The organism is Microbacterium sp. A8/3-1 (assembly GCF_040267695.1).
Taxonomy (GTDB): Bacteria; Actinomycetota; Actinomycetes; order Actinomycetales; family Microbacteriaceae; genus Microbacterium; species Microbacterium luteolum.
Map to the genome: position 1 here is coordinate 3,397,564 of NZ_CP158357.1, position 26,946 is coordinate 3,424,509.

General features: G+C 68.5%; 27 protein-coding genes. 19 read left to right on the forward strand and 8 right to left on the reverse strand.

Annotated elements, in window-relative coordinates; genetic code table 11:
• The first annotated feature begins 11 nt into the window (after positions 1 to 11).
• From ABS642_RS16650 to ABS642_RS16665, 4 genes are all read left to right on the forward strand, one after another.
• Positions 12 to 1,499, forward strand: coding sequence for an FAD binding domain-containing protein (locus tag ABS642_RS16650; RefSeq protein WP_350350990.1), 1,488 nt, complete (start codon positions 12 to 14; stop codon positions 1,497 to 1,499).
• Positions 1,496 to 3,868, forward strand: coding sequence for a xanthine dehydrogenase molybdopterin binding subunit (gene xdhB, locus ABS642_RS16655; protein ID WP_350350991.1), 2,373 nt, complete (start codon positions 1,496 to 1,498; stop codon positions 3,866 to 3,868). Before ABS642_RS16650 ends, xdhB begins: the two co-directional genes overlap by 4 nt.
• Positions 3,869 to 3,880: 12 nt before the next feature.
• A complete protein-coding gene (xdhC, locus tag ABS642_RS16660) occupies positions 3,881 to 4,720 on the forward strand; it encodes a xanthine dehydrogenase accessory protein XdhC (protein WP_350350992.1) in 840 nt (279 codons plus the stop codon).
• A 256-nt stretch (positions 4,721 to 4,976) separates the two neighbouring features.
• Complete coding sequence (locus tag ABS642_RS16665) at positions 4,977 to 6,347, forward strand: reverse transcriptase family protein (protein WP_350350993.1); 1,371 nt, start codon at positions 4,977 to 4,979, stop codon at positions 6,345 to 6,347.
• A 261-nt stretch (positions 6,348 to 6,608) separates the two neighbouring features.
• On the opposite strand, the gene ABS642_RS16670 is transcribed toward ABS642_RS16665, so the two are convergent.
• The 6 genes from ABS642_RS16670 to ABS642_RS16695 all read right to left on the reverse strand — a co-directional run bounded on the left by ABS642_RS16670 (position 6,609) and on the right by ABS642_RS16695 (position 10,220).
• The gene (locus ABS642_RS16670; protein WP_350350994.1) at positions 6,609 to 7,214 is read right to left on the reverse strand and encodes a hypothetical protein; all 606 of its coding nucleotides are present in this window, start codon (positions 7,212 to 7,214) and stop codon (positions 6,609 to 6,611) included.
• Positions 7,215 to 7,545: 331 nt separating this feature from the next.
• A complete protein-coding gene (locus tag ABS642_RS16675) occupies positions 7,546 to 7,797 on the reverse strand; it encodes a hypothetical protein (RefSeq protein ID WP_350350995.1) in 252 nt (83 codons plus the stop codon).
• A 404-nt stretch (positions 7,798 to 8,201) separates the two neighbouring features.
• The gene (locus tag ABS642_RS16680; protein WP_350350996.1) at positions 8,202 to 8,576 is read right to left on the reverse strand and encodes a hypothetical protein; all 375 of its coding nucleotides are present in this window, start codon (positions 8,574 to 8,576) and stop codon (positions 8,202 to 8,204) included.
• A gap of 251 nt (positions 8,577 to 8,827) precedes the next feature.
• Positions 8,828 to 9,157, reverse strand: coding sequence for a DHCW motif cupin fold protein (locus ABS642_RS16685; RefSeq protein WP_350350997.1), 330 nt, complete (start codon positions 9,155 to 9,157; stop codon positions 8,828 to 8,830).
• An 84-nt stretch (positions 9,158 to 9,241) separates the two neighbouring features.
• A complete protein-coding gene (locus ABS642_RS16690) occupies positions 9,242 to 9,394 on the reverse strand; it encodes a hypothetical protein (protein WP_350350998.1) in 153 nt (50 codons plus the stop codon).
• 127 nt (positions 9,395 to 9,521) lie between these two features.
• Positions 9,522 to 10,220 carry an NRDE family protein gene (locus ABS642_RS16695; protein ID WP_350350999.1) on the reverse strand — a complete coding sequence of 233 codons (699 nt, stop codon included), beginning with the start codon at positions 10,218 to 10,220 and terminating at the stop codon, positions 9,522 to 9,524.
• 56 nt (positions 10,221 to 10,276) lie between these two features.
• Between ABS642_RS16695 and coaBC the strand changes: the two genes are divergently transcribed.
• The 5 genes from coaBC to pucL all read left to right on the forward strand — a co-directional run bounded on the left by coaBC (position 10,277) and on the right by pucL (position 13,897).
• On the forward strand, positions 10,277 to 11,491 hold the full coding sequence (gene coaBC, locus ABS642_RS16700; protein WP_350351000.1) for a bifunctional phosphopantothenoylcysteine decarboxylase/phosphopantothenate--cysteine ligase CoaBC: 1,215 nt from the start codon (positions 10,277 to 10,279) through the stop codon (positions 11,489 to 11,491).
• Positions 11,492 to 11,539: 48 nt separating this feature from the next.
• Entirely contained in the window at positions 11,540 to 12,007 is a 468-nt protein-coding gene (gene bcp / locus ABS642_RS16705; protein WP_282215658.1) for a thioredoxin-dependent thiol peroxidase, read from the forward strand.
• Between the two features lie 147 nt (positions 12,008 to 12,154).
• Complete coding sequence (uraD, locus tag ABS642_RS16710; protein WP_350351001.1) at positions 12,155 to 12,658, forward strand: 2-oxo-4-hydroxy-4-carboxy-5-ureidoimidazoline decarboxylase; 504 nt, start codon at positions 12,155 to 12,157, stop codon at positions 12,656 to 12,658.
• Positions 12,655 to 12,996 (forward strand): hydroxyisourate hydrolase, encoded by a 342-nt coding sequence (gene uraH / locus ABS642_RS16715; RefSeq protein WP_282215660.1) that lies wholly within the window; start codon positions 12,655 to 12,657, stop codon positions 12,994 to 12,996. Before uraD ends, uraH begins: the two co-directional genes overlap by 4 nt.
• 7 nt (positions 12,997 to 13,003) lie before the next feature.
• Positions 13,004 to 13,897: a factor-independent urate hydroxylase gene (gene pucL, locus ABS642_RS16720; protein ID WP_350351002.1), complete on the forward strand. Its 894-nt coding sequence runs from the start codon at positions 13,004 to 13,006 to the stop codon at positions 13,895 to 13,897.
• Positions 13,898 to 13,928: 31 nt separating this feature from the next.
• Here pucL and ABS642_RS16725 read toward each other — a convergent pair whose 3' ends face one another.
• Together ABS642_RS16725 and ABS642_RS16730 are read right to left on the reverse strand one after the other, a co-directional pair.
• On the reverse strand, positions 13,929 to 14,675 hold the full coding sequence (locus ABS642_RS16725) for an SDR family oxidoreductase (protein ID WP_350351003.1): 747 nt from the start codon (positions 14,673 to 14,675) through the stop codon (positions 13,929 to 13,931).
• Positions 14,676 to 14,691: 16 nt separating this feature from the next.
• Positions 14,692 to 15,459, reverse strand: coding sequence for an IclR family transcriptional regulator (locus tag ABS642_RS16730; protein ID WP_282215663.1), 768 nt, complete (start codon positions 15,457 to 15,459; stop codon positions 14,692 to 14,694).
• Between the two features lie 141 nt (positions 15,460 to 15,600).
• Between ABS642_RS16730 and ABS642_RS16735 the strand changes: the two genes are divergently transcribed.
• From ABS642_RS16735 to ABS642_RS16780, 10 genes are all read left to right on the forward strand, one after another.
• The gene (locus ABS642_RS16735) at positions 15,601 to 17,007 is read left to right on the forward strand and encodes an NAD-dependent malic enzyme (RefSeq protein ID WP_350351004.1); all 1,407 of its coding nucleotides are present in this window, start codon (positions 15,601 to 15,603) and stop codon (positions 17,005 to 17,007) included.
• 5 nt (positions 17,008 to 17,012) lie between these two features.
• Positions 17,013 to 18,305, forward strand: a complete 1,293-nt coding sequence (locus ABS642_RS16740; protein ID WP_350351005.1) for an aldolase — start codon at positions 17,013 to 17,015, stop codon at positions 18,303 to 18,305.
• Positions 18,302 to 19,129 carry a bifunctional allantoicase/(S)-ureidoglycine aminohydrolase gene (locus ABS642_RS16745; protein WP_282215666.1) on the forward strand — a complete coding sequence of 276 codons (828 nt, stop codon included), beginning with the start codon at positions 18,302 to 18,304 and terminating at the stop codon, positions 19,127 to 19,129. The genes ABS642_RS16740 and ABS642_RS16745 overlap by 4 nt, the downstream gene beginning before the upstream one ends.
• 36 nt (positions 19,130 to 19,165) lie before the next feature.
• On the forward strand, positions 19,166 to 19,726 hold the full coding sequence (locus ABS642_RS16750; protein WP_350351006.1) for an SHOCT domain-containing protein: 561 nt from the start codon (positions 19,166 to 19,168) through the stop codon (positions 19,724 to 19,726).
• 173 nt (positions 19,727 to 19,899) lie between these two features.
• On the forward strand, positions 19,900 to 20,700 hold the full coding sequence (locus tag ABS642_RS16755; protein WP_350351007.1) for a TIM barrel protein: 801 nt from the start codon (positions 19,900 to 19,902) through the stop codon (positions 20,698 to 20,700).
• Positions 20,697 to 21,572 (forward strand): 2-hydroxy-3-oxopropionate reductase, encoded by an 876-nt coding sequence (locus tag ABS642_RS16760; RefSeq protein ID WP_282215669.1) that lies wholly within the window; start codon positions 20,697 to 20,699, stop codon positions 21,570 to 21,572. The genes ABS642_RS16755 and ABS642_RS16760 overlap by 4 nt, the downstream gene beginning before the upstream one ends.
• 46 nt (positions 21,573 to 21,618) lie before the next feature.
• Positions 21,619 to 23,406 (forward strand): glyoxylate carboligase, encoded by a 1,788-nt coding sequence (gene gcl / locus ABS642_RS16765; RefSeq protein WP_350351008.1) that lies wholly within the window; start codon positions 21,619 to 21,621, stop codon positions 23,404 to 23,406.
• 9 nt (positions 23,407 to 23,415) lie between these two features.
• Positions 23,416 to 24,561 (forward strand): glycerate kinase, encoded by a 1,146-nt coding sequence (locus ABS642_RS16770; protein WP_350351009.1) that lies wholly within the window; start codon positions 23,416 to 23,418, stop codon positions 24,559 to 24,561.
• 80 nt (positions 24,562 to 24,641) lie between these two features.
• On the forward strand, positions 24,642 to 26,171 hold the full coding sequence (locus ABS642_RS16775) for an NCS1 family nucleobase:cation symporter-1 (protein WP_350351010.1): 1,530 nt from the start codon (positions 24,642 to 24,644) through the stop codon (positions 26,169 to 26,171).
• Between the two features lie 15 nt (positions 26,172 to 26,186).
• Positions 26,187 to 26,912, forward strand: coding sequence for an aspartate/glutamate racemase family protein (locus ABS642_RS16780; RefSeq protein WP_350351011.1), 726 nt, complete (start codon positions 26,187 to 26,189; stop codon positions 26,910 to 26,912).
• The last annotated feature ends 34 nt before the right edge of the window (positions 26,913 to 26,946 follow it).

The window sequence follows — 26,946 nt, forward strand, 5'->3', positions numbered from 1 at the left end:
GGAGATCGACCATGAGCGACATCGTCGTCAACGTCAACGGACAGGTCCGCCCGCTCGACGGAACCGCCGCCCACACGACCGCGCTGGACTGGCTGCGCGACACCGGGCTCTCCGGCAGCAAGGAAGGCTGCGCGGAGGGGGAGTGCGGGGCATGCGCGATGCTGCTCGCCACTCCGACGCCCGACGGCGGCACGGCCTGGACTCCGGTCAACGCCTGCCTGGTGCCGGTGTATGCGCTCAACGGTCAGGAGATCGTGACCGCCGAAGGCCTCGGGTCTCCGGATGCCCTGCATCCGGTGCAGGAGAAGCTGGCTGAGGCGGGCGGCTCGCAGTGCGGCTACTGCACGCCCGGCTTCGCCTGCAGCATGGCGGGGGAGTACTACCGGTCCGAACGCACACCCACCGAGACCACGCCGGCACAGGCGGGCACCGGGCACGACGACGGGATCCCCTCGCACGACGCGGAGCACGGCCCGAACGGGTTCGACCTCCACGCTCTCAGCGGCAACCTCTGCCGCTGCACCGGGTACCGGCCGATCCGCGACGCCGCCTACACGCTCGGCGACCCCGAAGCGGACGATCCGCTGCAGCAGCGGCTCGCGGCTCCGGCTCCGGTCGCCGTCCCGACGGATGCCGAGGTCGACGGGTCGCGCTTCCTCCGCCCGGCATCCCTCGACGAGGCTCTGCGCCTGCTCCGCGACGAGCCGGACGCCCTCCTGGTCGCCGGCTCCACCGACTGGGGCGTCGAGGTGAACATCCGTGGCCGCCGGGCGCCGCTCGTCATCGCGATCGAGCAGCTCGACGAGCTCCGCACCCTCCATCACACCGATGACGTGCTCGAGATCGGCGCGGCACTCCCGCTCTCCGACATCGAGAAGCGCCTCGACGGCGCAGTGCCGCTGCTGGCCCAGCTGCTGCCGCAGTTCGCCTCCCGCCTGATCCGCAACCGCGCCACGTTCGGCGGGAACCTGGGCACCGGCTCGCCGATCGGCGACAGCCCGCCCGCGCTCCTCGCGCTGGGCGCGAAGCTCGTCGTGGCATCCGCCGACGGGGAGCGCGAGGTCGAGCTGTCGGAGTACTTCACGGGCTATCGGCAGACGATCCGGCGTCCGGACGAACTCATCCGCGCGGTGCGCATCCCGCTGCCGCTCGCCCCGGTGACCGCGTTCCACAAGATCGCCAAGCGGCGGTTCGACGACATCTCCAGTGTCGCGATCGCGTTCGCACTCGACATCGAGGACGGGATCGTGACCGCCGCGAAGATCGGTCTCGGCGGTGTCGCAGCCACCCCGCTCCGCGCCTATGCTGCGGAGGATGCCCTGATCGGCCGGCCGTGGAATGTCGCCACCGTGCGCGCGGCCTCCGAGATCCTCGGAGCCGAGGGCACGCCGATGTCCGACCACCGCGCGAGTGCGGACTACCGAGCGCTCATGCTCAACACCGCGCTGCTCAAGCTGTACAGCTCCACGGTCATCAGCTCGAAGGAGGTGTCGGCATGAGTGCTCTCGCCGACCGACCGGCCAACCCCATCGTGGGACACCGCGCCGCCCACGAGAGTGCGGCCCTGCACGTCACCGGTGCGGCCATGTACACCGACGACCTCGCCGCCCACACCGCCGGTGTCCTGACCGCCTGGCCCGTGCAGTCCACGAACGCCCACGCGAAGGTCACCGTCGACGTCTCCGGTGCCTACGAGGTGCCCGGCGTCGTCCGCGTACTCACCGCCGACGACGTCCCCGGCGTCAACGACGCGGGCATCAAGCACGACGAGCCGCTGTTCCCGAGCGAGTCGATGTTCTACGGGCACGCCCTGGTCTGGGTGCTCGGCGAGACGCAGGAGGCCGCGCGCCTCGGCGCCGAGCGGGTCACCGTCGAGTACGAGCCCCTGCCGTCGCTCATCACCGTGCAGGACGCGATCGACGCGGAGTCGTACCAGGGCATCGCCCGCACGGTGCAGCGCGGCGACGCGGCATCCGCCCTCTCCTCCGCCGCGCACGTGTTCGAAGGCGTCACCGAGTTCGGCGGCCAGGAGCACTTCTACCTCGAGACGCACGCCTCGCTCGCGATCCGCGACTCGGAGGGCCAGTACTTCGTGCAGTGCTCGACGCAGCATCCGTCCGAGACGCAGGAGATCATCGCGCACGTGCTCGGGATCACCTCGAGCGAGGTGACGGTGCAGTCGCTGCGCATGGGAGGCGCGTTCGGCGGCAAGGAGATGCAGCCGCACGGCCTCGCCGCGATCGCCGCGCTCGGTGCGAAGCTGACCGGCCGCCCCGTGCGCCTGCGGCTCAACCGCACGCAGGACATCACGATGACCGGCAAGCGGCATCCGTTCCACATCTCGTGGAAGGTCGGCTTCGACGCCGACGGGATGCTGCAGGGCCTGGATGCCGTGCTCACCTGCGACGGCGGATGGAGCCTGGATCTGTCCGAGCCCGTGCTCGGTCGCGCCCTGTGCCACCTCGACAACGCCTACTGGATTCCCAACGTGCACGCGTACGGCCGGATCGCGAAGACGAACAAGGCCTCGAACACGGCCTTCCGCGGCTTCGGCGGCCCGCAGGGCGTGTTCCTGATCGAGGACATCCTCGGTCGCGTCGCCCCGGCGCTCGGCATCGACCCGCTCGAGCTGCGCGAGAAGAACTTCTACCAGCCTGGTCACCACACCCCCTACGGCCAGCTCGTGAAGGATGCTCCGCGGATGGGCGCGATCTGGAGCGAGCTGCGCGACGAGGCGGACGTCGATTCGCGCCGCACCGAGATCGCCGAGTTCAACGCGCGCAGCCCGCACGTCAAGCGCGGGCTCGCGCTCACGCCCATCAAGTTCGGGATCTCGTTCAACTTCGCGGCTTTCAACCAGGCCGGCGCCCTCGTGCACGTCTACAAGGACGGGTCCGTCCTGATCAACCACGGCGGCACGGAGATGGGCCAGGGCCTGCACACCAAGATGATGCAGGTCGCCGCCACGGCGCTCGGGCTCGAGCTGCACCAGGTGCGCCTGGCGCCGACCCGCACCGACAAGGTGCCCAACACCTCCGCCACGGCGGCATCCTCCGGCACCGACCTCAACGGCGGCGCGGTGAAGAACGCGTGCGAGCAGATCCGCGGCCGGATGGCCGACGTCGCCGGTCGCCTGCTGAACGCCGATGCGCGCGACGTCGTCTTCGAAGGCGGGTACGTGACGGCCTTCGGCAACGCCGCGCAGCGGCTCACCTTCGCCGAGGTGGCGAACGCCGCGTACCTCCAGCGCGTGCAGCTGTTCGCCGCGGGGTACTACCGCACCGAGGGTCTGCACTGGAACCCGGAGATCATGCAGGGCTCTCCCTTCAAGTACTTCTCCTACGGCGCGGCCGCGACCGAGGTCGAGGTCGACGAGTTCACCGGGCTCTACAGCGTGCGCCGCGTCGACATCATCCACGACGTCGGCGACTCGCTCTCTCCCATGCTCGACATCGGGCAGATCGAAGGCGCCTATGTGCAGGGCGTCGGCTGGCTGACGCTGGAGGAGCTGCGCTGGGACGGCAGCGACGGCCCGAACCGCGGGCGGCTGCAGACCCAGTCTGCATCCACCTACAAGCTGCCCAGCTTCTCGGAGATGCCCGAGGAGTTCCATGTGCGACTCTTCGAGAACGCCCGCGAAGACGGGGCCGTGTACGGCTCGAAGGCCGTCGGCGAGCCCCCGTTCATGCTGGCGTTCAGCGCGCGCGAGGCGATCCGTCAGGCTGTCGGCGAATTCGGGCCCGAGGGGCACATGGTCGAGCTGGGCTCTCCGGCGACGCCGGAGGCGGTCTTCTGGGCCCTGCGCCGTGCGCAGCAGGCGGCGGATGCCGTCGCGGCACCCGAACCGGAACTCCTGGCCACCCGCTGAGCGGGACCCGACATGGACTGGGTCGATGCACTGCAGGCGCTGCGCTCCACGCGCACGCCCGCGGTGATCGTGACGCTCGCCCTGGTGCGCGGTCATGCGCCGCGCAACGGCGGGGCGAAGATGGTCGTGTCGCCCGACGCCGTGTTCGGAACGGTCGGCGGTGGCAACCTCGAGGCCACGGCGATCGAACGCGCCAGGGGGATGCTCCGAGCGGGCACGGCGGAGCCGGAGCTGCTGGTGCTCACGCTGAGCGACAAGGCCGTCACCGAGTACGGCGTGCAGTGCTGCGGAGGAGAGGTCACGATCATGCTCGAACCGGTGCGCGTCACGCCCAGCATCGCGATCTTCGGCATGGGCCATGTGGGGCTGGAGCTGGCCCGCATCCTCGCGAGGCACGAGGTCGAGCTGCACCTGGTCGACTCGCGTCCGGAGATGCTCGCCGAGGAGCGGATCGGCACCCCCGGCGCTTCGGGTGTCTTCGCCGACAGCGTCGCACGGATCCACGCCACCCTCGCACCCGTGCCCGAAGCCGTGCTGGCCGGCCTTCCGGCCGGCTCCCACGTCCTGGTGATGACGCACGACCATGTCGAGGATCTCGCGGTCGTCGACATGTCGCTGCGCACTCCCGATCTCGCTTCGATCGGCTTGATCGGCTCGGCGTCGAAGTGGTCCCGGTTCCGCAAGAAGCTCACGGAGCTCGGCCAGACCGAGAGCGACCTGGCGCGGGTCGTGACGCCGATCGGCATCCCTGAGGTCGCGGGCAAGCAGCCCGCCGTGATCGCCGTCAGCGTCGCGGCCCGGCTGCTGCAGCTGATCGAGGAGGCAGCGCCGGAGGAGAACGGCGTCGCCTGACCGCCCGGGGCTGCGGTCGATGCCATCCGGACGTCGGTGTTCCTTGCTATCGTGGCGCCGTGCGATGGCTTGCGGACGAGGCGAGTGGTTCACGATGTGTTCCGCTCTCTCCGGGGTCACCCCGGGGTACGCAGTCTGACCTGGAACAAACGCCGCAGGCGCCTTACTGCGCTTCGCGCAGACCGGTGCACGCACTGATGGACGAGTCGTACGCAGGCCATTGCACGCCCGGCGCCCGCTCCGCGGCTGCCCTCTGATGGCGCCCTCCACCGCCTCACGCGTGCTTCGGCGCACGCCGCGACCGCTGCCGTCGTCGGTGGCCGCCTCTCTGGCCGATGCTTTCCTCGCCTCAGAGGTCTGGGCGAAGGATCAGCTCGTCGAGGCCGGCGCGTACGTCATGGGAGCGCGCCGTCGTTGGCTGTCTCCGCTCGTCGGCGACGTTTTGGCCTCCTTCGCCCGCCCGCCTGTCGATGCCCCGCGGCTGCTGACGTCGGTGATCCTCCGTTCGCCCGATTTTGCAGAAGCGGTGCGCAAGGCCGACGAGCGCCGTTCGCCACTGCGCATCCACCACCGCGTCGTCAGTCCATCGGCGTCGCAGCCGCCCTCGGGCGCTCTTCCCCGCATCGACAGCATCCCGGATCTCGCCGCCATGCTCGATCTGGACATCGGCCGGCTCCAGTGGTTCGCCGACACCAAACATTGGAATCGGCGCGCACGCTCAGAGGCCTTGCACCACTATCGGTACGAGTGGCGCACACGGCACGGGCGGATCCCCAGGTTGCTAGAGATCCCGGAGCAACGGATGCGCCGCGCGCAGCGCGGTCTCCTGGAGCGGGTACTCGGCCTCATAGCCGTGAACGATGCCGCCCACGGTTTCATGCCCGGTCGCAGCGCGGCCACTGGGGCCGCGCGCCACACGGGGGCCGACATCGTCATATCCCTCGACCTCACCACGTTCTTCTCCCGCGTGACGGGCGGTCGCATCTACGGAACACTTCGGCAGTCGGGACTGTCCGAACCCGTCGCGCACGTCGTGACCGGCCTGTGCACCAACGCCGTTCCTCCGCGCGTGCTTGCTGCCATGCCACCGGGCGGATCATCCGACGAGCGGTTCGCCCTGCGCCGGGCTCTGGCCACGAGTCATCTGCCGCAGGGCGCTCCCTCCTCGCCGATGCTTGCCAACCTCGCCGTCCGGCGTCTCGATTCACGGCTGACGGGATGGGCGGATGCCGTCGATGCGACCTACACGCGATACGCCGATGACCTCGCGTTCAGCGGCGGTCCGAGACTCGCGAAGCGCCCTGATGCCTTCATCCGTGGTGTGCAGCGGATCATCGCGGACGAGGGGCACGTGGCCAACCCGCACAAAACGAGGGTCCGACGCCAGGGCGTCAGGCAGAGCGTGACCGGAATCGTCGTCAACCAGCGAACGAATGTCTCACGGGACGACTACGACCGACTCAAGGCGACGATCCACAACTGCGTCGTGCACGGTCCGCGCACACAGAATCACCGCCGACTCGGCGATTTCCGTGCACATCTGCTCGGACGCATCTCGTGGGTCGAGAGCCTGAACCCCGAGCGAGGCGAGAAACTCCGTGCGGAGTTTCTGCGCATCCGTTGGTGACCGCGCTGCGATCGGGCACGAAACCGTCGACCATACCGGAGTTCTGCGTTCCGCCTGCCGAAAACGATCGTTTGCGGCATAGTGGGCCGACAAGCGCTGAATCGAACTCCAGAAACGTGCGCCGAAAACGGGTTTCGGTGAGCGTATTCGGCGGGGCAAGCTAAAGGCGCGCTGGCGATCCCCTATCTCGCACGAAGGGCATCGGCGGCTGCGCCGAGAGCTTCATCGTTGAGCGGAAGTAGGCTCACTGTTGTCCGAAGCTCAGCCCGCATCGATCGCTGGAGGCTTGGTGGTATCGAAGGTCACTGCGATCCCACGAGTACGAAGCTTCTCAACCGAGGATGCAAGCGCCTCCTTTGAGGATTCGTCATTGCGCACGGGAGGGGTCACGATCAGCCCGGATCCGTCTTCCTCAAGCGACACGCTCATTCCAGCGAAATCCGGTACAGCCTGAGCCAGTTCCATCGCAGCGGCCAGCAGGTCTTCGCGACTATGGGCGGATCGTGCTATCTCAAGGTTGATGCCTTGATCCCCTGCTACGGCAACCAGGTCGGCAAGTTCACGCGGTACTTCGCCAGCCCAGGTGACGGCGTATCGTTTCGCTGAAACTTCGATCTTGCCAGAAACCACATGCCCCGAGTCGCTCTGCGCCGAGATCTGCGAGACCTGGTTGGCTAGTGCCGAGTAGGGTTCCTGAGCGGCTTGGCGCGCAGCTTCTTCGGGGGTGAGCTTCGACCCGTCTTCCGATGGGGTTTCTTTGATGTCGGCCGGTACTCCGGCCGATGGGGGTGCAGCGAAGGCCGCGCTACTTCCCCAGAGCATGAGTCCGACGGCTACTGTCACAGCGACCACTCGCGATGCTCGCATGTCTTTTCCTCGTCCCTGAACTTCTCGCGCGTTGGGCGAACTGTATCTGAGTTCTATCCTCTGGGGAACCCATGATGGCCAAACGTACGTTCACCGAGGCAGGACATAGGTCTGAGCCGTCCTCGTCGTACACGACGCGGGTATCTGCAGGTCAGAGATCCCGCCAGAAACGATCGCTTGCGGCGCGGTACCACTCGGTTCCCCGGGCGGTCGCCGCTAGTGGGGTCCGGAACTTGGTTCTTGCAGAGGCTTTCGGCTGGTGTCGCGACCGCACGTACTAGCGGTCGAACTGAGGAGGGCGCATTGCAAGCAACTAGGTCCCTCCGGTGCGTTACCCTCCGACGAACCCGGTCGTGACAACCGTGAACCCCGCGGCTTCGCACGCTGCTAAGAGTTCAGCCCCGGGGGCGCCCTCTTCTGCGGAGAGGAGAATGTCGCTGGGCGTCAGGAGCGACTGCGGCTCGGTGGCAGCGTCCTGCACGACGGCGAGGGCGTCGGCGACCTGACCGTCGTCAGCGGCAGGGAGGTTGTGGAGAATCCGAAGAGCACGGGCCGCCCACTGGTCCAGCTCGTCTTGTCCCATGCGTTCGCTGTAGAACGCGGATTGGACGTTGTGCAGGATGGTCTGCACGTCGCCCACTCCCGCACAGGTTCTTTCATCATCGGCTGCGATCGACTCCGCCGTCGCCCCGCTTGTCGGGGTTTCTGTTGCCGTTACGGGCTGTTCAGTTGAGCCACTGTTGGTCACGTCGCCGGATGCGCTGCAACCGGTCGCACTTGCGAGGATGAAGGCGCTAGCGAGGATCACGGTAAACCAACGTGAACGGTGACCAGGTCGAGAGCGCGTCATGGCGTGAGCCTACTTGTCGAACCGGTCGTCGGTAATGGCGGCGATGGAACGTGCCCTGCGCGCCGGACCCTGACGTACCTTTCGACTTTTCGGGCGGACGCCTCCACGCAGCCGTGTAAGCGACGCCGTTGAGCGGGCTAAGCGCGGTTCCACTCCGGAGGCGGGTACTCGCTGAGGGGAGGCGGCGTAGCGAGCACTACGAACAGCGTGCCCAGCACGAGGACCGTGCTCAGTCCCACGACGATCCATACCGTGGCACGCCGCGCGCGCGTCGGGCGGCCGCCGCGCAGCCCCACAAGCACGGCAGAGAGCAGCAGCACGTGCCAGACCACAAGCGCGATGATGCCCATCCCGATACCGATCGCCCGCTCGATATCATCCGAATCGGTGTACTCGATGACCGTGACGCCTGGACCCGCCAAGCTGAGGCCGGCTAGGCCCAGCATGAGATTGCCGAAAAGTCCGATAAGAGTGGCTGCGGTGGCCAGGGAGACACTTCCGACGATCCGCACGGCCCCATATTGGCACGCGACAGCGCGTCAGCCAACGCCCAGCCAACCACCGTCCGAAACGTCCGGCCACGGCTTTCATAGCCAGAGTGTGATCCGCCGCCGCGACGTAAACTGGGCGCCGCGTCGTAGGAGGCCATGACGACGGTTCCGGTCGTTGTGTGGTGTCGGCAGGGCGGTACTGCCAAAAACGAACGTGCCCGCGAAGCGAACGTGGAACCGCGCGCTGAGCTGGAAGTCACCGGCGGGCGCCCTCAGTCGACGACGAACAGTCGAGCACCCGTCGTGGTGCTCGACCGGTGCGGCTCCATATCCGTGCCGACCTGGTAGCTCTCCCCGGGATTCAGGGTGAACGTTCGGCCGTCTTCGAGCTCCGTATCGAGACTGCCCTCGAAGACGAAGAGCACGTGCCCACGGGTGCACCAGTGGTCGGCCAGATACCCGGGTGAGTACTCGACCATGCGGATGCGCGTGTCACCGATCTGCTGAGACCGCCACACGGCCTCGCCGGTGATGCCCGCATAGACCGTGGGCTCGACGTCGGCCCAGGTGGTCGTGCTGAAGGCGTGGCCGGGGAGGTTCATATCTGTTCAGTGTATGTGTCACCGCGAGCACCGTTCGGTGACGGCCGATGAGAGTTCGACCATCGACGTCTGGAGCGTCGTCGTTCAGGATGCCTTCGGGAAGAGGATGCGGAACGCGCGGACGTAGCTGTTCCCGCGCTCGCCGTGTGAGGGGACGTAGAAGTCGGGATCGATGTGGACGATCGACCGCTCGTCGGTCGCATCGTCCGCGGCGGGTGTCAATTCGGGAGTCAGCATGGTGGTCACCTCGGTCCTTCTCGCGCGGGATCTTGTATTTCATAATACGGAAACTAAGTTCTGCTTTATGAAAAGAGTATGACGACCACCGCATCACGTCAAGTGATGTCGGTGGTGCGGCTTCGCGTCAGGACCAGTGACCGGGGCGGGGAAGAGTGCGGTCGTGCACCGCGACGCCGTCGGGAGTGACCGCCGCGGTGCAGTACAGCAGGGATTGCGTCGGGTAGCCGTGCGGGCGGTTGTCGCGGATGATCGCGCGATCGTCCTCCGGCGACAGGCGAGCGGATGCCGCGAGCAGGCCGACCCACGCGTCGACCCAGTCCTCGTCCGCCGCCGCGGGTCCCAGGGCGCGGAACTCGGGCAGCCAGGCGGCGATGCGGGGTGTCCCCGGATCATCGAGGTCGTCGTGCGCGATCATGTGCGTCCCCGGCTCGATGACGGTCGTGCGCAGGGCGGCGCCGTCCCAGCTGAGCACGCGCGCCCCCTCCGGCTGCACCTCGAGCAGGTTGAACCCGTGCATCGGGAGCGGGCCGACCGGTGACCGCCCGGCGACGGACTCGAGAGCGAGCGTGCCGCGGGAGACGGCGCGATCCAGGGGTAGTCCGCCCACGTCCTCGCGGTTGAGCAGCACGGCGAGCCGACGCTGTTCCGGGTCGACCGCCAGCCAGGCGCCGCCGGCCCGACGATCCCGGATGCCGATCACGCCGGGGTACTGCTCGGGCCACCAGGGCCCCAGCGCGTCCCAGTCCCGCTCCGGGTCTTCGTCCCGCACCGCGAGCAGTCGCGCGCTTCCGGCCTCTGCCACATCGATCACGACCGTGCACACGCACGTCAGTCTAGGTCGTGCCCCGGAGGGGCGGATGCTGGGGCAGAATCGGACGTGTGAACATCGTCGTGTCGGTAACGGGCGGCATCGCCGCGTACAAGACGGTGCACCTGGTGCGCCTGCTCACGAAGGCCGGTCACGAGGTGACGGTGGTCCCGACGGAGGATGCCCTGCGCTTCGTCGGCACTCCCACGTGGGAGGCCATCAGCCGGCACCCGGTGACCACGAGCGTGCACGACGACGTCGCCAAGGTGCGCCATGTCGCTCTCGGTCAGGCGGCCGATCTGGTGATCGTGGCGCCCGCCACCGCGAACTCGATCGCGAAGATGACGGCAGGCCTCGCCGACGACCTGTTCGGCACGACGCTGCTGGCGACCGAGGCTCCAGTCCTGATCGCGCCCGCGATGCACGCCGAGATGTGGCGCCATCCGGCGACGAGGGCGAACATCGAGACCCTCCGCAGCCGAGGCGTGTACATCGTCGGCCCGGCGGACGGCGAGCTCGCGGGCGGAGACAGCGGCCCGGGACGGATGTCGGAGCCGGAGGAGATCTTCGCGGCGGCGCAGGCCTTGCTCGCTCCGCGTGATCTCGAGGGCCTGCGCGTGGCCGTGTCGGCAGGCGGCACGCGCGAGCCGATCGATCCGGTGCGCTTCCTCGGCAACCGATCGAGCGGCCGGCAGGGGGTGGCTCTCGCGGCGGAGGCTGCGGCGCGCGGCGCCTCGGTCGTGCTCGTCGCGGCCAACATCGCCGGTGACGTGCTCGCCGACGCCCGGCATCCGTCCGTCCGGATCGTGACGGCGGGATCCGCCGCCGAGCTCGCCGACGCGATGGCGGATGCCGCCGCGGATGCCGACGTGGTGATCATGGCGGCGGCGGTCGCCGACTACCGGCCCGTCGCGGTGTCCGATCGCAAGCTCACCAAGGAGAGCGGCGGCATCCCGTCGATCGAGCTCGTCGAGAACGCCGACATCGTGGCATCGCTGGTCGCGGCGCGTCGACCGGGCCAGCTGATCGTGGGGTTCGCCGCAGAGACGCCGGAGGATCAGGACGAGCTCATCGCCCGCGCGCGCCGCAAGCAGCAGCGCAAGGGCGTCGATCTGCTGGTCGTGAACGAGGTGGGCTGGGAGCGGGGGTTCGAGAGCGCCGACAACGCCGTGCACGTCCTCGGGCCGGGCGGCGCGATCGCGGGTGAGGCTTCCGGCACGAAGCGGGCGGTCGCCTCGGCCGTCTGGGATGCGGTGAGCGGTACACTTTCGCCAGACAGAACCTGACTTCCGCAATACGAAATCATCGATGCGGAATCCCTGAACGGAGAGATCATGACCGAACGACTCGTCCCCGGTGACGCCGCACCCGCCTTCACCCTGTCCGACGCCGACGGCGCGACGACCGCTCTCGCCGACTATCGCGGCCGGAACGTCGTCGTCTACTTCTATCCGAAGGCGGCGACGCCGGGCTGCACGACCGAGGCCTGCGACTTCCGCGACAGCCTCTCCTCGCTGGCTGCCGCCGGCTACGCGGTGCTCGGCATCTCACCCGACGAGGTCGCGGACATCCGCGCGTTCGCCGAGGCTGAGGGGCTGACGTTCCCGCTGCTCGCCGACACCGACGCCGCCACGGCGCGCGCGTGGGGAGCGTGGGGCGAGAAGACCGTGGGGGAGCGCACGTTCGACGGCGTGATCCGCTCGACCTTCGTCCTGGATGCCGACGGAATCGTGCAGCGCGCCGAGTACGGGGTCGATCCGACGGGGCACGTCGCTCGCCTCCGCGCCGAACTCGGTGTATGAAGAGGGTTGACAACTCCTGCGGCATTCCGCAGACTGGTTGCACATGCTGAAATAACAGTTCCGGCATACGGAAGTGCTGCCTCTCCTGGAGAGGTGTCATCCGTATCGTCCTACGCGCCGGATGCCAGCATGTGCTGAGGATCAAAGATGTTGCTCACGGAGTTCAACTCCTGTACGCACGACGTCGCCGTCCGTGTCGTGAAGCCCGCCTTGGACATTCCCCGCTGGTACGACGCGATCGTCGACGGCCGGCCCTATGCGTCGATCGCCGCGCTGACGGATGCCGCCGCACAGGTCGCGGCACCGCTCACCGCTGACGAGATCGATGGTGCGCTCTCGCATCACCCGCGCATCGGCGAACGGGCCCAGGGCGAGAGCGCCGAGGCGGCCCTCGCCCGCAAGGAGCAGTCCGGCGTCGATGCCGCGGCAGCCGAGGCGCTGGCCGCAGGCAACCGCGCCTACGAGGAGACGTTCGATCGCGTCTTCCTCGTCCGGGCGGCCGGCCGGTCGGCCGACGACATCCTCGCCCTGCTGCAGCAGCGGCTCGGCAACACCCCCGAGCAGGAGCTGGCCGTCATCGACCAGCAGCTGCGCGAGATCGCCGCCCTGCGCCTCGCCGGGGCCATCGAGACAGAAGGAGCACGCGCATGAGCGTCTCTCACGTGACCACCCACATCCTGGACACATCGATCGGGCGCCCGGCGCCCGGCGTCGCCGTCGTACTCGAGGCCCGAGACGGCGACGGATGGGTCGGGATCGGTACGGGCCTCACCGATGCCGACGGACGGGTGAAAGAACTCGGTCCCGAGCGGCTGGAGAGCGGCGCCTACCGCCTCCGGTTCGACACGGCGGCCTACTTCGCCGGCATCGAAACGGACACCTTCTTCCCGGAGGTGGTGCTGACCTTCCTGGTCGACACTGCGCAGGCGCACTACCACGTGCCGCTGCTGCTCAGCCCGTTCGCCTATTCCACTTACCGAGGAAGCTGAGAAGAACATGACGACCATCACCCTGGGCAAGAACCAGTACGGCAAGGCGGAGGTCCGTGTCGTCCGCGTCACGCGGGACACCGCCCGCCATGAGATCGAGGATCTCAATGTCACCTCGCAGCTGCGGGGCGACTTCGCCGACGCCCACTTCACCGGCGACAACGCGAACGTCGTCGCGACGGACACGCAGAAGAACACGGTCTACGCCTTCGCCAAGGACGGCATCGGCAGCCCCGAGGAGTACCTGCTGCGTCTCGGCCGCCACTTCACCGGCGAGTTCGACTGGGTGACCGGCGGTCGCTGGGAGGCCGACCAGTACACCTGGGAGCGCATCGACGTCGACGGACAGGGCCACGACCACTCGTTCGTGCGCGGCGGAACCGAGACCAGGACCGCCCTCGTCGAGATCGACGGAGACCAGACCACGATCATCGCCGGCTTGACCGACCTCAAGGTGCTCAAGTCGACCGAGAGCGGCTTCGTCGGCTACCCGAAGGATCGGTACACGACGCTGAAGGAGACGACCGATCGCATCCTCGCGACCTCGGTCACCGCGAAGTGGCGCTACAACCGCAACGACCTCGACTTCAACGCGGCGTTCGCCGACGTCCGCCGCCTGCTGCTCGAGGCCTTCTCGGCCAACTACTCGTACGCGCTGCAGAACACGCTGCACGACATGGCCGCAGCCGTGCTCGAGGCGCACGGCGAGATCGACGAGATCCGCTTCTCCACGCCGAACAGCCACCACTTCGTCGTGGACCTGTCGCCGTTCGGCCTGGAGAACCCCAACGAGGTGTTCTACGCCGCCGACCGCCCGTACGGCCTGATCGAGGCATCCTTCCTCCGCGAGGGAGCGGATGCCGACCACCGGGTGTGGGACGGCGTCGCCGGATTCTGCTGAGCCGGCTGACCTGAGCCGGCAGTGGCTCAGGTCAGCCGCGCCCGCCGAACGGCATCCCGGCCGCTGCGATGGTCAGCGTCGAGATGTTCGATTCGGCGGGCAGCTGCGCCATGAACAGCACGGCGCGCGCGGCATCCGCCACGTCGAACGTGGGCTCCACGCGCCGCGACCCGTCGGGTTGCAGCGCACCGGAGCTCGCGCCGACCTCGCTCATGATCGAGGTGCGCGCGTTGCCGATGTCGATCTGACCGCAGGAGATGCCGTGCGCGCGGCCGTCGAGGTCGATCGACTTCGTCAGTCCGCTGATCGCGTGCTTGCTCACCGTGTACGCCACGGAGAGCGGGCGGGGGACATGTGCCGAGATCGATCCGTTGTTGATGATGCGGCCGCCGGACGGCTGCTGCGCGATCATCGCGCGCATCGCGGCGCCCGCGCACAGCAGCGAGCCGGTGAGGTTCACGTCGAGCGTGCGCTGCCAGTCGTCGAGCGAGATCTCGGCCGCCGATGCGGATGGACCGAAGGCGCCGGCGTTGTTGAACAGCAGGTCCACGCGCCCCCACTCGGCCACGGCGCGGGCGAACAGTGCCTCGACCTCGGCCTCGACCGTCACGTCGGTCGGCACGACGAGGGCGTGCGGATGCCCGTCCGCGGTCTCGCGGAGGGCGTCTTCGCGGCGACCGGCGAGCACCACCCGGAAATCAGCCTCGAGCAGGGCGCGGGTGACCGCGCGGCCGATACCCGAACCCGCGCCCGTCACGACGGCGATGCGTCCGCTCATGCTGACATCTCCAGGATCAGGCGGTGAGTTCGGCGCTGATCTCCTCGGCGGCACGGCGCAGCAGCGGCACTGCGCGGCCGCCGAACGCGTCGTCGACGCGGGAGATCGGACCCGACACCGACACGGCGGTCGGGGTGGGGGCGTCGGGGACGGCCATCGAGAAGCAGCGGACGCCGATCTCCTGCTCTTGGTCGTCGATCGCGTAGCCGCGTTCGCGGATCCGATCGAGCTCGGCCAGCAGATCGTCGATCGAGCCGAGGCTGAACTCCGTCGGCGTCGGCATGCCGGCACGACTCACGATGCCGCGTACGGTCTCATCCGGGAGCTGGGCGAGGATCGCCTTGCCGACGCCCGTGTCATGCAGGTGTGCGCGGCGGCCGACCTCGGTGAACATGCGCATCGAGTGCAGCGAGGGCACCTGCGCGACGTAGACGACCATGTCGCCGTCGAGGACCGCCATGTTGGCGCTCTCGCCGAGTTCGTCGACGAGGCGCTTGAGCTGCGGGCGCGCGAGGGCGCCGAACTGCCGGGAGGCTCCTTCGCCGATGCGGATGAGCTTGGGTCCGAGCGCGTAGCGGCGGTTGGGCAACTGCCTCGCGTATCCGAGCGACACCAGCGTGCGCAGCAGGCGGTGGATCGTCGGGAGCGGAAGGTCGGTGGAGGCCGCGAGCTCGCTGAGCGTCACATCGCCGCCGGCGTCGGTCACCAGCTCGATGAGCTCGAAGACGCGCTCCACCGACTGCACGCCGGATCCGGCGCTCTTCGGGGTCTTGGTATCGGTCATCGGATCCTCCGTCGTGTTGCGATCATTCCATCATGCGAGAGAGGCATGTCGAAACCAACGCGCGCAAACGTCCCTGCGGTTGCCTCATACTTCCATAAAGTAGATAATAGAGTCCACGATACGAAAAACATGGGAGGAATCATGGCGAATCCGGGTCCCGGAAACTCCATCACGCTGCGGATCGACGCGCCGTCGAACTTCAGCGTCACCAGCGAGCTCGCCGTGGCGGCGGCGGATGCCGGGGCGGCGGTCACCGCGCTCGACGTCGTCGAGTCGCATCCCTCGACGATCGTGGTCGACCTGACCTGCAACACCGCGGGGGAGGAGCACGTCGAGCGCGTGCGCGCCGCGATCGACGCGCTCGAGGGCGTCACGGTCCGGCTCGTCAGCGACCGCACCTTCCTGATGCACCTCGGCGGCAAACTCGAGGTCGTGCCGCGCGTTCCGCTGCGCAATCGCGACGACCTCTCCCGCGCCTACACGCCCGGCGTCGCCCGCGTCTGCCTGGCGATCGCCGAGGACAAGAGCAAGGCGCGTCAGCTGACCGTCAAGCGCAACACGATCGCCGTCGTCACCGACGGCACCGCCGTGCTCGGGCTCGGAGACATCGGTCCCGAAGCCGCCCTTCCCGTCATGGAGGGCAAGGCCGCGCTGTTCAAGCAGTTCGCGAACGTCGATGCGTGGCCGGTCTGCCTCGACACCAAGGACACCGAGGAGATCATCTCGATCGTCAAGGCGATCGCCCCGGTCTACGGCGGAGTGAACCTCGAGGACATCGCCGCGCCCCGCTGCTTCGAGATCGAGGCGCGCCTGCGCGAGGAGCTCGACATCCCCGTCTTCCACGACGACCAGCACGGCACCGCGATCGTGACCCTCGCCGCCCTGGGCAACGCGCTCAAGGTGGTCGGGAAGAGGATCGAGGACGTCCGCATCGTCGTCTCCGGTGTCGGCGCCGCCGGCAACGCGATCGTGCAGCTGCTGCTCGCCGAGGGTGCACGCGACATCGTCGCGTGCGGCCGGGACGGCGCGATCCACTCGGATGCCGACTACGTCGACGCGCACCGCACCGAGCTCGCGGCGACCACGAACCCGCGCGGGTTCCAGGGCACATTGAAGGAGGCCCTGGTCGACGCCGACGTGTTCATCGGCGTGAGCGCCCCGAACATCCTCGGCGAGGCGGACATCGCCGCCATGGCGGACGACGCGATCGTGTTCGCGATGGCGAACCCCGTGCCCGAGGTCGACCCGATCGTCGCGTCGCGGCATGCCGCCGTCGTGGCGACCGGTCGCAGCGACTTCCCGAACCAGATCAACAACGTGCTGGCGTTCCCCGGTGTCTTCCGCGGCCTGCTCGACGCGGGCGTGTCCGACATCACCGCGCCTATGCTGGTCGCAGCCGCCGAGGCGATCGCCTCGCGCGTGGGAGACGACGAGCTCAATGCGAGCTTCATCATCCCCAGCGTGTTCGATCCCCTGGTGGCCGGCGCGGTGGCCGAGGCGATCGTCCGCGTCGCCTCGTCCTCTTCCGTCGCCTCGAGCAAGGAGTGAGCACCGTGGCCGCCAGTGTCGAACAGCGCAGCTCCACTCTGGGCGAGGACGACCTCACCGACATCGACGCCCGGCTCGCGGGAACGGACGCGCTCCTCTCGACCGCATACCCCGGAGATGACGGCAGCCGCCAGCCGGTGCACACGCTCTACGTTCCCGCCGACCGCTTCACGCCCGATCTGCCGGCACGCGTCGGCGCGGAGGCGACAGCCGCCGTCACCGCCTTCGGGGGCGTTGCGGCACTGGCGGATGCCGTCGGCCTCGGCGCCCTCGCCGAGGAGCTGGCTCCCCTCGTGGAGGCCAAGCTGCAGCGCGAGCCGATCGAGGACCTGCGCCTGGACTTCGAAGACGGCTACGGCGCCCGACCGGATGCCGAGGAGGATGCCGACGCGATCCTCGCCGCCGAGCGCGTGACCCAGGCCGTGGCCGCCGGGACCGCGCCGCCGTTCATCGGCATCCGTTTCAAGTGCTTCGAGGCACCGACGCGTCGCCGCGGCATCCGCACTCTCGATCTGTTCCTGACCGCCCTCGCGGCCGCGGGACCCCTGCCGGCCGGACTTGTGCTGACGCTGCCCAAGGTGTCCACGGTCGCGCAGGTCGAGGCGATGGTCGTGCTCTGCGAGCGCTTCGAGGAGCGGCTGGGTCTCGCGCCCGGACGTCTGCGCTTCGAGGTGCAGATGGAGACCCCGCAGCTGATCATCGCCGCCGACGGCTCCGTGCCCGTGGCGACCATGCTGCACCGCGCGAAGGGCCGCATCACGGCGCTGCACTACGGCACCTACGACTACAGCGCCTCGCTGCAGATCGCCGCCGCGCACCAGTCGATGGAGCATCCGGCCGCCGACTACGCGAAGCAGGTCATGCAGGTCGCCGTCGCCGAGACCGGCGTACGTCTGTCCGACGGGTCGACCAATGTCATCCCGGTCGGCGATGCCGACCACGTGCGCGCGGCCTGGCAGCTGCACGCCCGCCTGGTGCGGCGCTCGCTCGAACGCGGCTACTACCAGGGGTGGGACCTGCATGCCGCCCAGCTGCCGACCCGCTATCTCGCCACGTACGCGTTCTACCGCGAAGGCTTCCCCGCCGCCGCGCGTCGCCTCGACAACTACCTGCACGGCAGCGACGCGACGATCATGGACGAGCCGGCCACCGCCCGTGCTCTCGCGCGCTTCGTCGTGCGCGGGCTGGAGTGCGGAGCCGTCACCGAGGCGGAGGTGCGGGATGCCGCTGCCGCCGCACCCGCGGAGCTGATCAGGCTCGCGCATCCGAAGCTCGCCGTATCCGAGGAGAACTCATGAGCACCCCCGCACGTACCTACTACACGCCCGCCGGCGGTCTTCCCGGCCAGTCCGCCCTGCTGACCGACCGGGCCGTGGTGAAGCTCGCCTACACGGTCATCCCGAAGGGCGTGCTGCGCGACATCGTCACCAGCAGCCTCCCCGGCTTCACGAACACCCGCGCGTGGATCATCGCCCGGCCGACGCCCAGCTCGGCGACGACCTTCTCGCAGTTGATCGTCGAGATCGCCCCCGGCGGCGGGGCAGCCAAGCCCGAGGTCGAAGCGGGAGTGGAGGGCGTCGTGTTCGTCACGACCGGGTCTCTCACGCTGACCCTCGACGGAGAGCGGCACGTGCTCGAGGAGGGTGGATACGCCTTCCTCGCCCCGGGTGCCACCTGGTCGCTCGCCAACGAGGGCGACACGATCACGAGCTTCCACTGGATCCGCAAGGCGTACGAGTGGCTCGATGACGTCGACGCACCGGCATCCTTCGTCACCAGTGACAAGGACATCGAGCCGACCTCCATGCCCGACACCGACGACGTGTGGGCGACCACCCGCTTCTCGGACGCGAGCGACCTGGCGCACGACATGCAGGTGAACATCGTGACCTTCAAGCCGGGCGGCTCGATCCCGTTCGCCGAGACGCACGTCATGGAGCACGGTCTGTTCGTGCTGCAGGGAAAGGCCGTCTACCGCCTGAACGACGACTGGGTCGAGGTCGAGGCGGGCGACTACATGCTGCTGCGCGCCTTCTGCCCGCAGGCCTGCTACGCCGGCGGCCCCGAGGACTTCCGCTACCTGCTCTACAAGGACATGAACCGCCAGATCCGGCTGACCTGACGCCGCATTCTCGGTGGCTGGTGCGAGGATCGTCGCATGAGCCTCTTCGACCGATTTCGTTCCAGTCCGGCGACCGACGCCGACGGCGTGCGCGGGACGGCACAAGTCGTGACCGTTTCGGTGCACCACGGCGACAGCGTCAACCAGACCTGCGAGATGCAACTGGTGATCAGCGCTCCCGGCGTCGCGCCTCTTGCGAGCGAGTTCTCCGGCACCGTGAAGCGCAAGGTCTGGCCCATGCCCGGCGCCCTGCTGCCGATCGTGGTCGACCCGGCCAACCCGGTCGACTACCGGATCCTGTGGGACCAGGTCGTGCTGGCCAAGGATGCTGCCCGGGCCAAGGCCGAGGGCGTCGCCGCCCTGCGGCGGGGTGAGCCGGTCGACGTCGGCCTGCTGTTCGGCGAAGTGTTCCTGAGCGGTGCCAACGTGCAGGTCGTCGGCGACATCTCTCGCCTCACCGAGGACGAGAAGTCCGGGCTCCGGATGTTCGCCGTGGATCACACCATCAGCCGGCTGGAGCGCCTCGCCGCGTTGCGCGACGGCGGCGCGATCACCGAGGCCGAGTTCGAGACCCAGAAGGCGAAGGTTCTGGACTGACTCCTGGTGTAGCGGCGCACTCGCATCTCGGCTGCGCCTGAACCACTGGAGCGGGGAGCGCATCCGTAGCTGATGGGAGCACGCGCCGTGTCGTTGACATCGCCGCGGGGTTCAGCGTACTCTTTTCACTAACAGGAATTTAACTTCCACGATCCGAAATCAAGGATGAACCCATGAGCTACACCGTGAACGCCTCGATCCTGCTGACCGAGCTGCCTCTCCTGGAGCGCCCGGCCGCCGCTGAGGCCGCCGGCTTCGACGCCGTGGAGTTCTGGTGGCCGTTCAGCTCGGCCGTCCCCGCGCAGGAAGAGGTCGACGCGTTCGTCGCCGCGATCCAGGATGCGGGCGTGCAGCTCACCGGCCTCAACTTCTTCGCCGGTGACATGCCGGCCGGCGACCGCGGACTGGTCTCCTGGATCGGTCGCGAAGACGAGTTCCGCGCCAACGTCGACGTCGTCGTCGGCATAGGCGAGCGCCTCGGCACGAAGGCTTTCAACGCCCTCTACGGCAACCGCATCGAAGGCGCTGACGCGCAGGCGCAGGACGACCTGGCCGTGCAGAACCTCGCGATCGCGGGCGCTGCGGTCGCGAAGCTCGGCGGCATCGTGCTGCTCGAGCCGGTCTCCGGAATGGACGCGTACCCGCTGAAGACCGCGGCCGACGCTCTGGCCATCATCGGCCGGGTCCGTGACGAGCACGGCGTCGACAACATCCGCCTGCTCGCCGACTTCTACCACCTGGCCGTGAACGGCGACGACGTCGCGGCGGTCATCGCCGGTCACGCCGGAGACTTCGGGCACATCCAGATCGCCGACGCCCCCGGGCGTGGAGAGCCCGGCACCGGCGACCTGCCGCTGACCGAATGGATCGACGCCGCTCGCGCCGGCGGATACACCGGACCCATCGGCCTCGAGTACAAGGCCACCCAGGCGGATGCCTTCGCCTGGCTGAACCGCGAAGGAGCGAACTCATGACCAGCATCGCCATCATCGGCCTCGGCATCATGGGCCTCCCCATGGCCAAGAACCTCGTCAAGGCCGGCTACGAGGTGACCGGGTTCAACCGCAGCCAGGAGCCCATCGACGCGCTCGTCGAAGCCGGCGGCACGGGAGCGACCAGCATCGCGGATGCCGTGAAGGATGCCGACGTCATCCTCACCATGGTCCCGGACTCGCCCGACGTCGAAGGCGTCGTCCGCGGCGAAGACGGCGTCTTCGCGAACGCCAAGGCCGGTGCCCTGTGGATCGACAACTCCTCGATCCGTCCCGACGTCGCCAAGACCCTCGCCGAAGAGGCCGTCGCCGCCGGCTTCGGAGCGGTCGACGCCCCGGTCTCCGGTGGCGAGCAGGGCGCGATCGACGGCGCGCTGTCGATCATGGTCGGCGGATCGCCCGAGCACTTCGCCGCTGCGGAGCCCGTCCTCAACGCGATCGGCAAGACCATCGTGCACGTCGGACCCGCGGGCGCCGGCCAGACCGTCAAGGCTGCCAATCAGCTCATCGTCGCCGTGAACATCCAGGCTCTCAGCGAGGCCGTCGTCTTCCTCGAGGCCTTCGGCGTCGACACCGACGCGGCCCTCAAGGTCCTCGGCGGCGGACTCGCCGGCTCCAAGGTCCTCGACCAGAAGGGGCAGAAGATGCTGGACCGCGACTTCGCCCCCGGATTCCGTCTCGCCCTCCACAACAAGGATCTGGGCATCGTCACTGCGGCAGCTCGCTCCGTCGGGGTCACCATCCCCCTCGGTGCCGCCGTCGCACAGCTCGTGAACGCCCTCGTCGCCCGCGGCGACGGCGCACTCGACCACTCCGGGCTCTTCACGCTCACCAACGAACTCTCCGGCCGCTGACGCTTCGACAAGCTCAGCGACCCAGAACTGACTTAAAGGACTTCTCATGACTCGAATGCGTGCAGTCGACGCGATCTGCCAGATCCTGGTGAAGGAGGGCGCCACCGAGGCGTTCGGCCTTCCCGGCGCGGCGATCAACCCGTTCTACGCCGCGATGCGCGCCAACGGCGGCATCCGGCACACCCTCGCCCGTCACGTCGAGGGCGCCTCGCACATGGCTGACGGCTACAGCCGCACCGGCGACGGCCGCATCGGCATCTGCGTCGGCACCTCGGGCCCTGCTGGCACCGACATGATCACGGGGCTCTACGCCGCGATCGCCGACTCCATCCCGATGCTGTGCATCACCGGCCAGGCGCCGGTCGCGAAGCTCGACAAGGAGGACTTCCAGGCCGTCGACATCGCCTCCATCGCGAAGCCGGTCACGAAGTTCGCCAAGACCGTCCTCGAAGCGGCGCAGGTCCCCGGTGCGTTCCAGTCGGCGTTCCAGATCATGCGCTCCGGTCGCCCTGGTCCCGTGCTGATCGACCTGCCGTTCGACGTGCAGATGGGTGAGATCGAGTTCGACATCGACACCTACGAGCCGCTGCCCGTGGCGAAGCCCGCAGCCACCCGCGCGCAGGCCGAGAAGGTCCTCGACCTGCTGACGGCATCCGCTCATCCGCTCATCGTCGCCGGTGGCGGCATCGTCAACTCGGGCGCCTCCGACAAGCTCGTCGAGCTCGCCGAGACCCTGGGCGTGCCCGTCGTGCCGACGCTGATGGGCTGGGGCGCGATCGCCGACGACCACCCGCTGGCCGCGGGCCTGGTCGGCATCCAGACCTCGCAGCGCTACGGCAACGCGAGCTTCCTCGAGTCGGACTTCGTGCTCGGCATCGGCAACCGCTGGGCGAACCGCCACACCGGCGGTCTCGACACCTACCGCAAGGGCCGCACCTTCGTGCACGTCGACATCGAGCCCACGCAGATCGGTCGTGTGTTCGCACCCGACTACGGTGTGGTCTCCGACGCGGGCGCCTTCATCGACGCGCTGCTCGAGGCGGCCCGCGAGCGGGTCGAGTCGCTGCCCGACTACCTCGGCTGGGCCGAGGACTGCCGCGCCCGCAAGGCGAAGCTGCAGCGCAAGACCAACTTCGACAACGTGCCGATGAAGCCGCACCGCGTGTACCAGGAGATGCTCTCGGCCTTCGGCCACGACACCACCTACGTGACCACGATCGGTCTGTCGCAGATCGCCGGTGCGCAGCTGCTGCACGTCTACGGTCCGCGCCAGTGGATCAACGCCGGTCAGGCCGGGCCCCTCGGCTGGACGCTGCCCGCCGCCCTCGGCGTCGTCCGCGGCAAGCCGGGTCACCCGGTGGTGGCCCTCAGCGGCGACTACGACTTCCAGTTCATGATCGAGGAGCTCGCCGTGGGCGCGCAGCACAAGCTGCCGTACATCCACGTCGTGGTGAACAACAGCTACCTCGGCCTGATCCGTCAGTCGCAGCGTCCGTTCGAGATGGACTACGAGGTCTCGCTCGCGTTCGACAACATCAACACCCCGAAGGACTCGTCCAGCGTCGCGGTCGGCTACGGCGTCGACCACGTCAAGGTGGCAGAGGGCCTCGGCTGCAAGGCGATCCACGTCGAGCGTCCGGAAGACCTCGCGGCCGGCTTCGCGGAGGCCGAGCGGCTGAAGGACGAGTTCCAGGTGCCGGTGGTCGTCGAGGTCATCCTCGAGCGCGTCACGAACATCGCGATGGGTGCCGACCTCGACACGATGAACGAGTTCGAGGACCTCGCGACGTCGCCCGCCGACGCGCCAGAGGCCGTCTACGCCCTGCTCGACTGATCACGTCGCATGCGCATCCTGATCGCCTCGGACAAGTTCAAGGGCTCCGCCACCGGGGCCGAGGTCGCGGAGGCGCTCGCCCTCGGCATCCGGGAGATCATCCCGGATGCCGAGATCGAGGCGGTCCCCGTCGCCGACGGCGGTGAGGGCACGGTCGACGCCGCCCTCGCGAGCGGGTTCGAGGCGGTCACCGTGAGCGTGACCGGCCCGACGGGAGAAGCCGTCGCCGCTCGGTTTGCAGTGCATGGGACGGACGCCGTCATCGAGATGGCCGCGGCCAGCGGACTCGACGTGCTGCCGGGCGGCGTGAAGGCGGCGCTGACGGCGACGAGCCGGGGAACCGGCGAGCTCATCGCGGCCGCTTTGGATCGCGGATGCACGACGATCGTGCTCGGTGTGGGCGGGAGCGCGAACACCGATGGCGGTGCGGGGATGCTGCAGGCGCTGGGTGTCTCGCTTCGCGCCGGCGACGGCGACGCGCCCCCCGGCGGAGCGGCACTTGTCGCGCTGGACTCCATCGACGTGTCGGGACTCGACCCGCGCATCGCCGGCGCGACGATCGTGCTCGCGAGCGATGTCGACAACCCCCTCCTGGGAGACCGGGGGGCGGCTGCGGTGTTCGCGCCGCAGAAGGGGGCGAGCGCCGACGATGTCGCCGCCCTCGAGGCGGGCCTCTCCCGCTTCGCCGCACTTCTCGAGGTGCAGGCGGGAGTGCGCCCGTCGGCGGAGCTCCCCGGCGCGGGCGCGGCCGGGGGAGTGGGCTACGCGGCTCTCGCCGTGCTCGGTGCGCGCCGGGAACCGGGCATCGACGTCATCCAGAGGCTCACCGGCCTCGGCGAGCGCATCGCCGATGCCGATCTCGTCATCACCGGCGAAGGCAGCCTCGACGACCAGAGCCTCGGCGGCAAGACGCCGCTCGGGGTGGCGGCCGCGGCACGCGCGGCCGGGGTGCCGGTGATCGCGGTGTGCGGTCGCTCCACGCTCGACGAGCGCGAGATCGCCGCGGCGGGGTTCCGCGAGGTCTACGCGCTGAGCGCGATCGAACCCGATCCTGCCGTGAGCATGGCCGAGGCTCGGAGACTTCTCGAGTCGGTGGGGCGACAGATCGCCGCTCAACTCGCCGCGCATTCATTGACAACGCGTTCCCGACTGTGATGAAATCTCTAAATACGGAAGGAAACTTCCACGCAGCGGAATTACCTACCAACGGACAAAGCAGTCCAGGAAAGGCACCGATGGCCACCGAAGAGTATGTCCACGTCCCGAGCCGCCAGTCCGAGGGGCTCGACGAAGCGCCGTCGGCCGTCTTCGCCGTGCAGGCCGGCATCAGCCCGCGTCTCTACAACAACGACCTCGCCCCCACGACGCGTGAGGGCCGCAAGTGGACCTCGTACAGCATCTTCGCCCTGTGGGCCAACGATGTGCACAGCCTCGGCAACTACGTCTGGGCGATCGGGCTGTTCTCGCTTGGCATGAGCGGCGGCGCGATCCTCGGCTCACTCGCCTTCGGGGCACTGTTCCTCTTCCTCCTACTCACCCTCTCCGGGTTCATGGGCGAGAAGACCGGTGTGCCCTTCCCGGTGATGAGCCGCATCAGCTTCGGCATCCACGGCGCGCAGATCCCCGCCCTTCTCCGCGGCGGCGTCGCCATCGCCTGGTTCGGCATCCAGACCTACCTCGCGTCGCAGGTGCTGCAGGTCGTGGTCATCGCGCTGATCCCGTCCGCGACCGCGCTGCAGGATGGCGCGTTCCTCGGCCTCTCGGCTCTCGGGTGGATCACGTTCCTCATCCTCTGGGTCATCCAGTCGATCATCGTCAGCTATGGCATGGAGATGATCCGCAAGTACGAGGCCTTCGCCGGCCCGGTCATCCTCGCCACCTTCGTCGCTCTCGCGGTCTGGGTGCTCGTGCAGGCCGACTTCCAGATCGCCTGGTCGAACGACGAGCCGCTCACCGGCGGCGCCCTCTGGCTGCAGATGCTCGGCGGCGCCTCCGCCTGGGTCGCGATCTACGGCACATTCGTGCTGAACTTCTGCGACTTCACCCGCGGTGCGCAGTCGAAGAAGGCGATCGTCAAGGGCAACTTCTGGGGCATCCCGATCAACATGCTGTTCTTCGGCTGCATCGTGGTGGTCCTCGCCGGCGGCTCCTTCACGATCAACGGCGCGGCGATCACCTCGCCCGCCGACGTCGTCGCCGCCATCCCGAACACGCTGCTTCTCGTGCTGGCCTCCCTCGCCCTGATCATCCTCACGATCGCGGTCAACCTGATGGCGAACTTCGTGGCCCCGACCTACGCGCTGACGAACCTCTTCCCGAAGCGGCTGAACTTCCGAAAGGCGGCTCTGCTCTCGGCCGTCATCGGACTCGCCATCCTGCCGTGGAACCTCTACAACTCCCCGGTCGTCATCGGCATCTTCCTGAACGGCCTCGGCGCACTCCTCGGTCCGCTCTTCGGCATCATCATGGTCGACTACTGGCTGCTCCGGAAGCAGCGGATCAACATCCCGGATCTCTACTCCGAGCACGTCACGGGGGAGTACTACTACCGCAGCGGATTCAACCCCCGGGCGATCATCTCGCTGGTCATCTCGGGCGCGATCGCGCTGCTGCTCACCTTCGTCCCAGCGTTCCAGGTCGTGAGCCAGTTCTCCTGGTTCCTCGCCGCCGGCCTCGGAGCCATCGTCTACGCCGTGCTCGCCGACCGGCGGCGCGCATTCCACGACGTACCGGCCGGCGACATCGCCGTCACCCCGGCCCACTGAGCGGAAGGTTCGATCATGCGCATCCTCGTCGCGAACGTGAATACCACCCAGACGATGACCGACGGCATCGCCGACGCCGCCCGTTCGGTGGCGTCGGAGGGCACCGAGATCATCGGTCTCACGCCCGACTTCGGCGCCGACTCGTGCGAGGGGAACTTCGAGAGCTACCTCGCGGCGATCGCCGTCATGGACAAGGTCATGCGGTACGAGGGCGAGTACGACGCCGTCATCCAGGCGGGGTACGGCGAGCACGGCCGCGAGGGTCTGCAGGAGCTGCTGACGGTTCCGGTCGTCGACATCACGGATGCCGCGGCCTCCACAGCCATGTACCTCGGGCGGTCCTACTCGGTGGTCACCACGCTCGACCGCACCGTGCCGCTCATCGAGGACCGGCTGATCCTGGCCGGTCTGCACGATCGCTGCGCCTCCGTGCGCTCGTCGGGGCTCGGGGTGCTCGAGCTGGAATCCGATCCCGAACGCGCGATCGAAGCCATCGCCGCGGAGGCGAAGCGCGCCGTCGATCAGGATAGGGCAGAGGTCATCGTGCTCGGCTGCGGCGGCATGGCTGAGTTGAAGGACCGCGTCGTCGAGCTCTGCGGCGTCCCCGTGGTCGACGGGGTGCAGGCGGCCGTCGCGGTCGCCGAGAGCCTGGTCCGCCTGGGGCTCGTGACCTCGAAGGTGCGCACCTACGCGCCGCCGCGGCCGAAGAAGATCACCGGATTCCCGATCCTGGCGCGCTGAGCGCACGCGAGCGGGTCCATACGGAAGACAATCG